Genomic DNA, 12,514 nt, shown 5'->3' with positions numbered 1-12,514 from the left:
TGACAATTATTCGCGAACCAAAAGGCAATGATGCGCGGGCACCCGAGGTATTGGCCCTCGAAGCGCTCGGCTGGGCGCTGGCCGACGACAAGCGTGCGGAGCGGCTGCTGTCGCTGACCGGCCTCACGCCCGACCACTTGCGGAACGGGTTGAGCGACCGCGGCGTTCAGGCAGCAGTGCTCGATTTTCTCGCCAATCACGAACCCGACCTGGTCCTTGCCGCGGACGCGCTGGGGACTACACCCGAAACGCTGGTCGCCGCCGCGCGGGAGTTGAACGCATGAGCCGTCCGCTGATCATCTCCGATTGCGACGAAGTGCTGTTGTACATGGTCTCGCCCTTCCGTGACTGGCTGGCCGAAACGCAGGGCGTCGAATTCCGCATGGAAGGCAATGATTTTGCCAAGGCGCTGCGCTGGCAGGAGAGCGGGGAGTTCCTCGCTCCGGAAGAGATCTGGCAGAAGCTGGGCGGGTTCTTCGATACCGAAATGCACCGCCAGACGCCGATACCCGGCGCGATCGAGGGGCTGGGTGCGCTGCGCGAGAACGCCGATGTGGTGATCCTCACCAATCTCGTCGACAAGCGGCAGGAAATGCGCCGGGCGCAATTGCTCGATCACGGGTTGGACGCGCGCGTTTTCACCAATCAGGGGCCCAAGGGTCCGGCGCTGCAGGCGATCCTCGACGAATACAATCCCTCCAAGGCGATCTTCATCGACGACCTTGCGCAGCACCATCGCTCTGCGCGAGAGACGGTGGGGAGCATCACCACGCTGCATCTGTGCGGCGAACCGCTGCTCGCTCCGCATATCGACTGCGCGCACACGTCGGGCCACGCCGATGCGCGGATCGACAGCTGGGATGCAGCGCTGCCCTGGCTGCTGGACGAAATCGAGAAGGAAACCGCATGAGCATTCACACACGCCTCCGCGAGCTCGGGCTGCAGCTTCCCCATGCCGCTGCGCCCGTCGCCAGTTATCAGCCAGTCGTGGTCGATGGCCACACCGCCTATGTTTCGGGGCAATTGCCCTTTGTTGATGGCAAGCTGGTCACCGGCAAGCTGGGCGAAACCGTCACGCTCGAACAGGGCCAGGAAGCAGCCCGCGCCTGCGGCTTGATGATCCTGGCGCAGCTCGAAGCGGCAGGGCTGCTCGAGCGGGTCGCGCATATGGTCAAGCTTGGCGGTTTCGTCGCCTCGACCCCCGATTTCACCGACCAGCCCAAGGTCGCCAATGGTGCCTCGGATCTGATGGCCGAAGTCTTCGGCGATGCCGGCAAGCACGCGCGCAGCGCGGTGGGTGTCCCGGTCCTGCCGCTCAACGCCGCGGTCGAGGTCGATGCGATCGTTGCTCTCAAGGCTTGATCGTTTCTTCGTAGCTGCTCCCGATCCCGCGCGGGTCGGCTGGCTGCGCGACTGGACCTTTGCGCACCGCGGATTGCACCGCGAGGGCGTCCCCGAAAACTCGCTCGCCGCCTTTTCCGGGGCGATCGACCGGGGCATGGGGATCGAATGCGATATCCAGCGCAGCCGTGATCACGCGGCGATGCTGGTGCACGATTGGGAGCTCGAGCGGTTGACCGGGGTGGCCGGGCCGACCGCCGGCTATTCCGCCGAGGAACTGGCGCAGATCGCGTTTCTCGACAGCGAACACCGACTCGCGCGACTGGACGATTTGCTGGCGCTCGTCGACGGCGCGGTCCCGCTGCTGATCGAGATCAAGTCGCGCCGCCGCTACGATGTCGAGCAAAGCTGTATCGCGGTGCGCGACGCGCTGGTGGGCTACGCGGGCCGGCATGCCGTGATGAGCTTCGATCCGCGGGTGGCGCGCTGGTTCCGCCGCCACGCGCCGGATATCGTGCGCGGGCTGGTCATGCGCGAAGATGCCCACGGTATGACCCAGCAGGCGTGGCAGCGGCATCTGGCACTGTGGGTCGCGCGGCCCGAATTCATCGCCTATCATGTCGCGGCTTTGCCCAGTCCGATGGTTTCCTCCTTGCGCGCGGGCGGCATGCCGGTGCTCACCTGGACGGTGAACACGCCCGAACTGCTCGCGCATGCCCGCAGCCATGCCGATGCCCCGATCGCCGAAGGGGCGGGCGTCGTATGAGCGATGGCGGTCTCGCCGCGCGGGTCGGCGGATCGGTCGGCGCCTTCGACAGCGACCAGTGGAACGCGCTCGCGGGGGCGGACAATCCCTTCGTCAGTCACGAATTCCTCACCGCGCTGGAAGATTCGGGCAGCGTCGGGCCGGGCACCGGCTGGCAGCCGACCCCGCTGGTCATCAGCGAGGACGGCGGGCCGCTGGTCGCCGCCATGCCCGCCTATCTCAAGGGCCACAGCCAGGGCGAATATGTCTTCGACCATAATTGGGCCGATGCGTTCGAGCGGGCCGGGGGCAGCTATTACCCCAAGCTGCAGATCGCCGCGCCGTTCACCCCTGCGACGGGGCCGCGCCTGCTGCTGTCGGACCCGGCCTATGCCGCGCCGCTCCTGGCCGCAGCCGAGCAATTGTGCCTGCAGAACGGTTTTTCATCAGCGCATGCAACCTTTATCGAACCCGGCCAGCAGCCGGTGTTCGAAGAAGCCGGATGGATGCTGCGCGCAGACCTCCAGTTCCACTGGCACAATCACGATTTCGCCAGTTTCGACGATTTCCTCGCGACGCTTGCTTCGCGCAAGCGCAAGGATCTGCGCAAGGAACGTGCAGCGGCGCAGGCGGAGGTCGATATCCAGCGCTTGCGCGGCGCGGATATCCGCGCGGAACACTGGGACGCCTTCTGGGAATTCTATCAGGATACCGGCGCACGCAAATGGGGTACACCCTATCTGACCCGCGCGGCCTTCGACCTGATCAGCGAGCGGATGGGCGAGCGGGTACTGCTCGTGCTGGCGTTACAGGATGGCGAGCCGATCGCCGGCGCGCTCAATTTCATCGGCGGGGAGGCGCTGTACGGCCGCTATTGGGGCTGTACGCGCGAGGTGCGCTTCCTGCATTTCGAGCTGTGCTATTATCAGGCGATCGATGCAGCGATCGAACTTGGCCTCGCGCGGGTCGAGGCCGGGGCGCAAGGCGGGCACAAGCTGGCCCGCGGATATCGACCGGTCGAGACGGTTTCGGCGCACTGGATTGCCGACCCGGGGTTTCGCGCCGCGATTGCCGACTTCCTCGAACGCGAGCGTGCGGGCGTGGCGGCCGATCGCAATTATCTGGCGACTCGGACGCCGTTCCGGAAAACCTAGGCGGCCCGGCGGCGGCCTTCGGCGAGCCATTCGCGGGCGCGGCGCTGGGCTTCGGCGATCTCGCGGGCGGTCATTTCCTCGGAAATGTCGGCGCGGCACCAGCTGGCTTCCTCGTGCCCCTTCGATGCGGCGATGTTGAACCATTTGTGGGCTTCGATCAGGTCGCAGGCCGTGCCGTGGCTGCCGGTCGAGAAGGCGACGCCCAGATCGTACAGCGCGGCAGTGCTGCCCTGTTCGAATTGCGCGAGGCATTCGGCGACCAGCGCCGCAGCTTCTTCGCCCTGGACAATCGTCCCGCTGCCTCCTTCGATACTGGTAAGTTGCATTGTCATTCCCCCAAAAAGAACCGGTTGGTGCACCGGACGATCAAGAATTGCTCAAATCATGGTCAATAAACGGTTAATGACCCGTCCGATTTCTTAACCCCTCCCCGAATAAACCCGCATCGGCCATGTCCGGAGGGCAATTCAACGGCTCGTCGGATTGGCGCTTGTGCCTCCGGTAGCGCTTGCCTATAGGCCGCGCCCAACGGGTCATCGGGGGCACCGGAAAACTTCGGGCCGACAGGACGACGATGGCCTGACGTCAGTATTCGACTGTGGTGAGAGGGTCCTCAATGGCCTCCGTGGCAAACGAAAAGAAAAAACTCGCCGAAGCGCGCGCTGCGCTTGGCGACTCCTACGTTCCCGATGAAAACGAAGAATATATGAACCAGCGGCAGCAGGATTACTTCCGCATGCTGCTGCTCGACTGGAAGAAGTCGATCCATGACGCCGCCGGGCAGACGCTGCAGTCGCTGCAGGATGGCCCGATTCGCGAACCCGACCTGAACGATCGCGCCTCCTCCGAAACCGATTGGGGGATTGAGCTGCGGACGCGTGACCGGCAGCGCAAGCTGATCTCGAAGATCGATTCCGCGCTGCGCCGTATCGAGCAGGGCGAATATGGCTGGTGCGAAGTGACCGGCGATCCGATCGGTCTCAAGCGGCTGATTGCCCGTCCCGTCGCCACCATGACCGTCGAAGCCCAGGAAGCGCACGAGCGCCGCGAGAAGATCTCCCGCGACGACTAGACGACTAGGCACGAGATAACCGAATGTTTATGTATCGTCGCTAGTGTAGTATCGGTCCAGCAATCGTCCGGGCCCTGGGCCCGAGCAACGCATGTAGGGATACGATAAACGCCATGTCCTCGGTCGAGACTCGCAACGTTACGCGTGATAGTCTGCTCCTGTTCGCCCAGTTGACCTTCGAAGGTCGCTCGGAAGCGATCCGGGTCAAGGTGCGCAATCTGTCGGCCGGCGGGATGATGGCTGAAGAAAGCGGCGTCACAGCCTCGCGCGGCGACCGCCTGATGATCGAGCTGCGCAATATCGGCATGGTCAAGGGCAGCGTCGCCTGGGCGCAGGGGAACCGGTTCGGGGTGGCTTTCGAAAACGAGATCGATCCCAAAATCGTGCGGGCCCCCGTCGGCTCCACGGCGCCCGCGCCGCGTTATACCCAACCGGCGACCCAGCCGACCACATTCTCCGACGAAGAACGTCGTCTCCGCAAACTCTGAATTGTTCGGCTGACGCCGGGCGCGGGGGCTGCTAACCGGCTGTCATGCGCTCGTGGCTCCTCGCCTTCCTGTCTGCTTCGCTGGCTGCGTGCAGCGCGGGCACCGATGATGGCATCGTCGATGTCGCGTTCATTGCCGAGCCGGGGGAACTGGCGGCGGAGGGCGTCCGGCTGAGCCCCGCAGGCCAGCATGTCCGGGCGGCGGTCTCGACCGGCCTCGTGCGACTCGACCCGCGCGGCGAAGTGGTCCCCGGCGTGGCCGAACGCTGGATCGTGACCGATGGCGGCGCGAGCTATATCTTCCGCATCAATGAATTCGACCTGCCTGGCGGGTCGCGCCTGACCGCGCAGGCGGTCCGTGATGCGCTCCAGCGCCGCATGCGCCAGTTGCAGGGCACTTCGCTCGGCCTCGACCTCGCCAAGGTCCGCGATATCCGCGCGATGACCGGACGGGTTATCGAAATCCGCCTCACCAGCCCGATGCCCGATTTCCTCCAGGTGCTCGCGCAACCCGAACTGGGGATCGGCTTTGGCGAGCAGAGCGTGGGTCTGATGACACAGCGTGTACAGGACGATGGGCTCCTGCTGTCCCCCTTGCGACCCGAATTGCGCGGACTTCCCGAACAGCCGGGCTGGGACGAAGTCGTGCGGGCGGTGCGGGTACACCCGGCGAGCGCTCAAGCCGCGACCGATGGGTTCGCGGAGGGCCGGTTCGACCTCGTACTCGGCGGACGGTTGGCGACACTGCCGCTGGCCAGCACCGGCCCGCTGTCACGCGGCAATGTGCGGCTCGACGCGGCGGTCGGCCTGTTCGGCCTCGATGTCCGCCGCGCCGCGGGCTTCCTCGGCACGATCGGCACCCGCGAGGCATTGGCCATGGCCATCGACCGCGAAGGCCTGATGCAGCCGTTCAACATCGGCGGCTGGATCGCCTCGACCCGGATTGTACCGACCATCCTGTCGACACCAGCGCAATCCCCCAGCGAACGCTGGGCGGCGCTCTCGCTCGAGCAGCGCCGGAGCGACGCCCGCCAGCGGGTGGCGCAATGGCGCGTGGGCAGCGGCCAGGAGCCGCAGGTCAGCCTGTTCCTGCCGGCAGGACCCGGGTCCGACCTGTTGTTCGAGGGGCTGGCTGAGGATTTCGCCGCGATCGGTGTGTCGGCCACCCGCGCCGATACTCTCGATGCAGCCGATCTTACCCTGCGCGACCGCGTGGCGCGCTATGCCTCGCCGCGCTGGTTCCTGAACCAGTTCAACTGCACCGTCAGCCGCCCGCAGTGCAGCGAGGATGCCGATTATCTCGTCGCGCTGGCGCTCGATGCGCGCGATGGCGGGGAGGAAGCGTCATACCTTTACGAAGCCGAAGCCGCCCTGCTGGGCACCAATCTCTATATTCCGCTTGGCGCACCGATCCGCTGGTCGCTGGTCCGCGCGGAGGTCGAGGCGTTCATCGAGAACCCGTGGAACATCCATCCCTTGTTCCCCCTTTCCCGCGCACCCATTTAGGACACCATGGACAATTCGAACCGCCCGCGCCCCATGGGGCTGGACCTGCCGACCGGCACCGATCCGGTATCGATCCGCAAGCGGATCGAGGCGATGGAGCATCTGCTCGAACGCAGCCTGGTGGTCCCGGGGACGAAATATCCCATCGGTCTCGACACGATCATCGGTTTCATCCCCGTGGCCGGCGATATCATCACCGCCGCGCTGGCCGGCTATATCGTCTGGGAAGCGAAGAATCTCGGCCTGCCGCGCTGGAAACTCTGGCGCATGATCGGCAATATTGCGATCGACAGCACCGTGGGCAGCGTTCCGCTTATCGGCGATGCCTTCGACGTGATCTATCGCTCGAACACCAAGAACCTACGCATCGTGAAAAAACACCTCGACACGCACCACCCGCATACGCAGGTGATCGAGGGGTAGTTTCATCGGTGACCGATGCGCGCTAGGGCAGCGCGCATGGCATCCGACGTCACCTATTCCAGCTATCTCGATCTCGACCGCATTCTCGCGGCGCAGCACCCGGCTTCGGATGCGCATGACGAGATGCTGTTCATCATCGTCCACCAGGCCAGCGAGCTGTGGCTCAAGCTATGCCTGCACGAACTGTCGGAAGCGCGCGAGTGCATCCGCGAGGACCATTTGCGGCCCTCGTTCAAGATGCTTGCCCGCGTGGCGCGCGCGCAAGGGCAGCTGATCCAGAGCTGGGACGTGCTCAGCACGATGACCCCGCATGATTATTCGACCATCCGCCCGCATCTGGGCGGGTCGAGCGGATTCCAGAGCGCACAATACCGGATGATGGAATTCCTCCTCGGCGGGCGCAATCCGGACATGATCACCATGCACGAGGCCACGCCCGAGGTAGCCGATGCCTTGCGCGCCGAACTGACGCGCAAATCGATCTATGCCGAAGCGATCGCGCTGCTCGCGCGGCGCGGCTTCGCCATTCCCGAGGATGTGCTCGCGCGCGATCACGGCAGTCCGTGGGAGCACACACCTGCGGTCGAGGCGGCGTGGGCGGAGATCTACCGCGACCCGAAGGAATATTGGGACCTTTACGAACTGGCCGAAAAGCTGGTCGATCTGGAATACCATTTCCAGCGCTGGCGCTTCGGTCATCTCAAGACGGTCGAGCGGATCATCGGCTTCAAGAAGGGCACCGGCGGAACCCCCGGCGTCCCCTACCTCGCCAGCGTGCTCAAGGCCGCCTTCTTCCCCGAGCTGCTCAGCGTGAGGACCGCGATATGAGCAGCTGGAAGACCACTCGCCGCATCTGGGATATCTCGCAGACGCTGCGCCCCGGCCTGCCCGTGTGGCCGGGCGACACCGCCTTCGCCTTCGACCGGACTTGGAAGATGGAGGACGGTTCGCCGGTCAATGTCGGGCGGATGACGATGAGCACGCATTCGGGGACGCATGGCGATGCGCCGCTGCATTATTCGCCGGCCGCGCCCGATATCGCGAGCGTTGCGCTCGATCCCTATCTCGGCGAATGCCTCGTGGTCGATGCCACGGACGTGAGCGGCGGAAGAATCTCCGTCGGCGATCTCCCGCATATCGACAGCGCCGACCGCGTGCTGTTCCGGACCTTCGAACGCTTCCCGCACGACGATTGGGACAGCAGCTTTACCGCCATCGATGCCGAAGCGATTGAATGGCTGGCGTTGCAGGGCGTCAAGCTGGTTGGCACCGATGCGCCCAGCGTCGATCCGCAGGACAGTAAGACGATGGATGCGCATAAGGCGGTGCTCGCGCATGAAATGCGCATCCTCGAAGGGCTGGTGCTCGATGACGTGCCCGAGGGGCGCTACGAACTGATCGCGCTGCCCTTGAAGATCGCGGGCGGCGATGCCGGTCTTACCCGCGCGATCCTGCGCGAGCTGCCCCATGACTGAGACGGGGCTCGAGCGCGCGCGGACCCTCGATGCAGGCGATCCGCTGGCCGAATTCCGCGACCGGTTCCTTGTGCCCGAAGGCGTGATCTACCTCGATGGCAACTCGCTGGGCTGCCTGCCGAAAGCGACACCGCAGCGGATGGAACAGGTGGTGCGCGAGGAATGGGGACAGGATCTTATCCGCAGCTGGAATACGGCTGGCTGGGTCGATTGGCCGGCTCGGATCGGCGGCAAAATCGCGCCCTTGATCGGCGCGCAGCCGCAGGAGGTCATCGCCTGCGATTCCACCAGCGTGAACCTGTTCAAGCTGATTGCCGCCGCGCTCGGGATGCGCCCGGGGCGCAAGGTCGTGCTGAGCGAGCCGGGCAATTTCCCGACCGACCTCTACATGATCGATGGCTTGGAAAAACAAGGGCTTGCCGAGCGCCGGCTGGCCCCGCGCGAGCAGCTGGCCGAGGGGCTGGATGACGATGTCGCGCTGCTGCTGCTGACCCATGCGCATTACAAGACCGGCGAACTGTTCGACATGGCCGAACTGACCCGTGCGGCGCATGAGGCGGGCGCGCTGGTGCTGTGGGACCTGTCGCATTCGGGCGGCGCGCTGCTCGTCGATCTGGGCGCGTGCGCGGCCGATTTCGCGGTGGGTTGCGGTTATAAATATCTCAACGGAGGGCCCGGCGCGCCCGCCTATGCCTTCGTGGCCGAACGGCACCTAAGCGCTGCACAACAGCCGCTGACCGGCTGGTTCGGGCACACAGCGCCCTTCGCGTTCAGCGACGATTACGAGGCCGCGCCGGGGATCGAAAAGCTGCTGTGCGGGACGCCCCCGATCCTCGGGCTGGCAGCGCTTGAAGTAGGCGTCGACCTCATCGCCGAAATCGGCGTCGACCGGCTCTATGCCAAATCGCAGGCGCTCTCCGAATTCTTCCGCCAGTGCCTGTCTGAACGCGGCGCCGATCTCGATCTCGTCAGCCCCGCCGATCCCGCACAGCGCGGCAGCCAGCTCTCTTTCCGCCATCCGGAAGCCTATGCGATCTGCCAGGCGCTGATCGCACGCGGCGTGATCGGCGACTTCCGCGATCCCGATATCCTGCGCTTCGGCTTCGCCCCCGCCTATGTGCGGTTCGAGGATATCGCCGAAGCCGCGCGGCACCTTGCCGAGGTAATCGAGGCAGGCGAATGGCAGCGCGCAGAATTCCGCGAGCGGGCAGCGGTGACCTGAACCGAGCCGCGTTTGTAAGTCATTGTTTAGTATCCGAAGCTAAGCGGAGCCCATGACTCAAGTCTGTCTCAATTGCGGTGCGCCGATGTACAGCCTTTTCGACCCCTGTATCGATTGCGGAATGCGGCCAACGGACCCAGCCCTTCGGAAAGGGGAGGGCAAGGAAGCTTATGATCGCGAACAGGGTCGCCACATCCACGCAAATGTAATTGCTGCGCGTTCGCAATCGGCGGAAGCAAAGCGGGCGGACTTGATGACCAAGTTTCGCTCGGTTTATTCTTGGAGTGGTCGACGTTACAAAGATCCCGGAATAAAAATTACGGACGTCGACGCATACGAGGACTCTAAACCAGTTTGGCAACGGAAGAGCCTGCGAGTCCTTTTTTGGTTGCTTGCGCTTGTGGCGCTAGAGAAATTCCTGAGCTGAAACGCGAGAAGGCGTAAGATTGACCTAGATAGACTATCTTACGCCTCCAGTTCGATGTCCCAATAAAGCCAGTCGGGCCAGGTTCCGTGGAGATAGTTGGGCGGGAACTGCTTGCCGGGCTGCTGCAGCGGCCAGAGCGACAGGCGAATTGCAGCGATGAATTTCGCGATCGGGCAGCGGTAACGTGAGGCTCTATCGGCTTAGCGATTATTCGCCCGTATCTCGTGCGGAAAGCGCGCTTCGCTGCCGTTCCTGCTGTGCGATCGGTGGAACGCTGGACGCCTCCCGCAAGGCATCGCTTAGCAGTTCACGCTGATAGGGTTCTTGCGACCAGCCATCGTCCCGTTTGGTGAATTGCGTTCCGTAAATTTGCGGCTGCCCAATAGCCATGAGGTAGCGATCGAGTGTCGCTGCAGCGATCCAAGTGGCCGATTTCTTGCCGCGGGATACAGCGAGCAGCGCCAGCGCATGAGCCTTCAAATAATCCGACGGGGCATCGCCATGCTGGAAGACAAATGCCGCGTGATAGTAATCGTCGCCGCTTTGCAGCGCGCCTGCATCGAGTAGTTCCCCGACGCGTTTCCTGCGCGCTGCATCTTCGATGGCGACTTTCTCCCAATCGATATCGGGCTTCTTGCGGGCGGCCTGGTCCGCTTCGAAAATTGCGGTCATTTCGGGATTGTTCGGCCGAGCGACAGGTTGGGTCTCGGTTGGGTCGCTGTGGTCCTGCGCTGCAGTCGGGGGTGTTAGAACCGCGGCAAAGAGTAGCGAGAGAACTCCGGCCCGCGCGATCCGGCCAAGCGCGAGCGTGGTCTTCAAGCCCATCGCGTTTCGACCTGCACGCATTCACTTACGCCTCCAGTTCGATGTCCCAATAGAGCCAGTCGCGCCAGGTTTCGTGGAGGTAGTTGGGCGGGAACTGCTTGCCGTGCTGTTGCAGCTGCCAGTGCGTCGGGCGGATCGGCTCGTTGTAGAGCTGCATCCCCGCCTGCTTCGGCGTGCGGCCACCCTTCTTCATGTTGCACGGCGCGCAGGCGGTGGCGATGTTTTCCCATGTCGTCTTGCCGCCCAATCGGCGCGGGACGACGTGGTCGAAGGTCAGATTTTGCATCGCGCCGCAGAACTGGCAGCTGAAGCGGTCGCGCAGGAACAGGTTGAAGCGCGTGAACGCGGGAAACTCGCTCGGCTTCACATATTGCTTGAGCGCGATCACGCTGGGAATCTTCATGTCGAGCGAAGGCGAATGGACCTCGCGGTCATAGGTCTCGATCACATCGACCCGGTCGAGGAAGATCGCCTTGATCGCGGTCTGCCACGGCCACAGGCTGAGCGGGTAATAGGACAGCGGAGTGTAGTCGGCATTGAGGACGAGCGAAGGGCACGACTGCAAATTGCGCGTCGGATCTTCGTCGGTACTGCGGAACCTTGCGGCCCGTTCAAGCAGTTCGGCCCTGAACACCTGTGCGTTCCTCCCCGATGCGGTAGAAAATGCACTTGCAAGGAAAAGCGTCAAGCCTGTTACAGACAGGCTATCCACAAACTTGTCCGCAACCGGCGCTATTCCGCGCTCTCCCTTTCTAGAACCGTATGACCGTCACCCGCTTTGCCCCTAGTCCCAACGGCCCGCTGCATCTCGGCCATGCCTATTCGGCGGTGGTCGCGCATGACTTGGCAAAACAGGCCGGCGGGCGGTTCCTGCTGCGGGTCGAGGATATCGACGGCCCGCGGTCGCGGCCCGAACTGGCCGATGCGTTTCGCCGCGATCTCGCGTGGCTCGGGCTCGAATGGGAGGAAGTGCCCGCGCAATCGACCCGGCTCGCGGCCTATGCCGCCGCCGCGCAGGATTTGCTCGCGCGCGGCTACCTCTATCGCTGCACCTGCACCCGCGCCGAGATCGAGGCGCAGGGGGCGAAAATGGGTTCGCAGGGCCTCGTCTACCCCGGGACCTGCAAAATCCGCCCGCCCGATCCGGACCGGCCCGCGGCGCTACGGCTCGATGTCGCGCGTGCCGTGGCAGACGTCGGCGCGCTGACATGGGAGGATGCGCTGTCCGGCCCGCAGGTGGCCGATCCGCGCGAGGCGGGCGATGTCGTGATCGTGCGCAAGGACGCGCCCGCGAGCTATCACCTTGCCGCCACGCTCGACGATGCCGCCGACGGGGTGACACTGGTAACGCGCGGAATGGACCTGTTCGCCGCAACGCCGATCCACCGTCTGCTACAGGCGCTGCTCGGCCTGCCGGTGCCGCGCTGGCACCATCACCGCCTGCTGGTGGACGAGAGCGGGCAGAAGCTCGCCAAGCGGCGCGGGTCGCCCTCGCTGGCCGATCGGCGGGAGGCGGGCGAGGACGGGCTGTTGCTTGCAGAGCAACTGCGCTTGCACAGTTTTCCGGCTGGCATTTCGCTCGCGAGCGCCTAAGTCCGTTGGGCTATGAACACATTCCTCATCATTCTCCTCGTCATCCTGATGGTTCTCGTGGTCGCCTCGCTCATCCGCGGGATCGTCGCCTTCATGAAAAGCACCAAGATCGATCTGGAGAGCGGTGAGCAAACCGATGCCACCGACATGCAGCTGATGCAGAACAAGATGATGTTCGCGCGCATCAAGTACCAGGCACTGGCAGTGGTGGTGGTCGCCGTGATCCTCGCCATCGCGAACTGAG

Annotated in this window: 17 protein-coding genes and 1 pseudogene; 14 read left to right on the top strand and 4 right to left on the bottom strand. The window is 64.2% G+C overall.

Annotated features, from left to right (window positions below):
- Positions 1-50: 50 nt before the first annotated feature.
- The 5 genes from J2S32_RS09645 to J2S32_RS09625 are packed head-to-tail and all read left to right on the top strand — an operon-like array spanning position 51 to position 3,240.
- A complete protein-coding gene (locus tag J2S32_RS09645; protein ID WP_253520558.1) occupies positions 51-284 on the top strand; it encodes a DUF3572 family protein in 234 nt (77 codons plus the stop codon).
- Positions 281-910: an HAD family hydrolase gene (locus J2S32_RS09640; RefSeq protein WP_253520556.1), complete on the top strand. Its 630-nt coding sequence runs from the start codon at positions 281-283 to the stop codon at positions 908-910. The genes J2S32_RS09645 and J2S32_RS09640 overlap by 4 nt, the downstream gene beginning before the upstream one ends.
- On the top strand, positions 907-1,362 hold the full coding sequence (locus tag J2S32_RS09635) for a RidA family protein (protein ID WP_253520554.1): 456 nt from the start codon (positions 907-909) through the stop codon (positions 1,360-1,362). Before J2S32_RS09640 ends, J2S32_RS09635 begins: the two co-directional genes overlap by 4 nt.
- Positions 1,337-2,107: a glycerophosphodiester phosphodiesterase family protein gene (locus J2S32_RS09630; RefSeq protein ID WP_253520552.1), complete on the top strand. Its 771-nt coding sequence runs from the start codon at positions 1,337-1,339 to the stop codon at positions 2,105-2,107. The genes J2S32_RS09635 and J2S32_RS09630 overlap by 26 nt, the downstream gene beginning before the upstream one ends.
- On the top strand, positions 2,104-3,240 hold the full coding sequence (locus tag J2S32_RS09625; protein WP_253520550.1) for a GNAT family N-acetyltransferase: 1,137 nt from the start codon (positions 2,104-2,106) through the stop codon (positions 3,238-3,240). Before J2S32_RS09630 ends, J2S32_RS09625 begins: the two co-directional genes overlap by 4 nt.
- Here the strand turns inward: J2S32_RS09625 and J2S32_RS09620 are convergent.
- Complete coding sequence (locus J2S32_RS09620; RefSeq protein WP_253523040.1) at positions 3,237-3,566, bottom strand: hypothetical protein; 330 nt, start codon at positions 3,564-3,566, stop codon at positions 3,237-3,239. The two genes, J2S32_RS09625 and J2S32_RS09620, sit on opposite strands and share 4 nt — an antisense overlap.
- A 290-nt stretch (positions 3,567-3,856) precedes the next feature.
- On the opposite strand from J2S32_RS09620, the gene dksA reads away from it, so the two are divergent.
- The 7 genes from dksA to kynU all read left to right on the top strand — a co-directional run bounded on the left by dksA (position 3,857) and on the right by kynU (position 9,425).
- Positions 3,857-4,312, top strand: a complete 456-nt coding sequence (dksA, locus tag J2S32_RS09615) for an RNA polymerase-binding protein DksA (protein WP_253520548.1) — start codon at positions 3,857-3,859, stop codon at positions 4,310-4,312.
- A 113-nt stretch (positions 4,313-4,425) separates the two neighbouring features.
- Positions 4,426-4,800 (top strand): PilZ domain-containing protein, encoded by a 375-nt coding sequence (locus tag J2S32_RS09610; protein WP_253520546.1) that lies wholly within the window; start codon positions 4,426-4,428, stop codon positions 4,798-4,800.
- A gap of 44 nt (positions 4,801-4,844) precedes the next feature.
- Entirely contained in the window at positions 4,845-6,305 is a 1,461-nt protein-coding gene (locus J2S32_RS09605; protein ID WP_253520544.1) for an ABC transporter substrate-binding protein, read from the top strand.
- A 6-nt stretch (positions 6,306-6,311) separates the two neighbouring features.
- On the top strand, positions 6,312-6,728 hold the full coding sequence (locus tag J2S32_RS09600) for a DUF4112 domain-containing protein (RefSeq protein WP_253520541.1): 417 nt from the start codon (positions 6,312-6,314) through the stop codon (positions 6,726-6,728).
- Positions 6,729-6,764: 36 nt separating this feature from the next.
- Positions 6,765-7,556, top strand: coding sequence for a tryptophan 2,3-dioxygenase (locus J2S32_RS09595; RefSeq protein WP_253520539.1), 792 nt, complete (start codon positions 6,765-6,767; stop codon positions 7,554-7,556).
- Complete coding sequence (kynB, locus tag J2S32_RS09590) at positions 7,553-8,203, top strand: arylformamidase (protein ID WP_253520537.1); 651 nt, start codon at positions 7,553-7,555, stop codon at positions 8,201-8,203. Before J2S32_RS09595 ends, kynB begins: the two co-directional genes overlap by 4 nt.
- Positions 8,196-9,425 carry a kynureninase gene (gene kynU, locus J2S32_RS09585; RefSeq protein WP_253520535.1) on the top strand — a complete coding sequence of 410 codons (1,230 nt, stop codon included), beginning with the start codon at positions 8,196-8,198 and terminating at the stop codon, positions 9,423-9,425. The genes kynB and kynU overlap by 8 nt, the downstream gene beginning before the upstream one ends.
- Before the next feature lie 465 nt (positions 9,426-9,890).
- On the opposite strand, the pseudogene J2S32_RS09580 reads toward kynU, so the two are convergent.
- From J2S32_RS09580 to J2S32_RS09570, 3 genes and pseudogenes are all read right to left on the bottom strand, one after another.
- Positions 9,891-10,001, bottom strand: a pseudogene (locus J2S32_RS09580) (HNH endonuclease); the annotation flags it as partial.
- A gap of 58 nt (positions 10,002-10,059) precedes the next feature.
- A complete protein-coding gene (locus J2S32_RS09575) occupies positions 10,060-10,698 on the bottom strand; it encodes a hypothetical protein (RefSeq protein WP_253520532.1) in 639 nt (212 codons plus the stop codon).
- Positions 10,699-10,702: 4 nt separating this feature from the next.
- A complete protein-coding gene (locus tag J2S32_RS09570) occupies positions 10,703-11,311 on the bottom strand; it encodes an HNH endonuclease (RefSeq protein ID WP_437181921.1) in 609 nt (202 codons plus the stop codon).
- Positions 11,312-11,439: 128 nt separating this feature from the next.
- Between J2S32_RS09570 and gluQRS the strand changes: the two genes are divergently transcribed.
- Positions 11,440-12,270, top strand: a complete 831-nt coding sequence (gene gluQRS, locus J2S32_RS09565) for a tRNA glutamyl-Q(34) synthetase GluQRS (protein WP_253520530.1) — start codon at positions 11,440-11,442, stop codon at positions 12,268-12,270.
- A gap of 12 nt (positions 12,271-12,282) precedes the next feature.
- A complete protein-coding gene (locus J2S32_RS09560; protein ID WP_253520528.1) occupies positions 12,283-12,513 on the top strand; it encodes an HIG1 domain-containing protein in 231 nt (76 codons plus the stop codon).
- The last annotated feature ends 1 nt before the right edge of the window (position 12,514 follow it).

Origin of the sequence: Qipengyuania citrea, assembly GCF_024171405.1 — a bacterium.
Classification (GTDB): domain Bacteria; phylum Pseudomonadota; class Alphaproteobacteria; order Sphingomonadales; family Sphingomonadaceae; genus Qipengyuania; species Qipengyuania profunda.
Note: the sequence above shows the minus strand (reverse complement) of the source record. Positions and strands in the feature narration are given on the sequence as shown.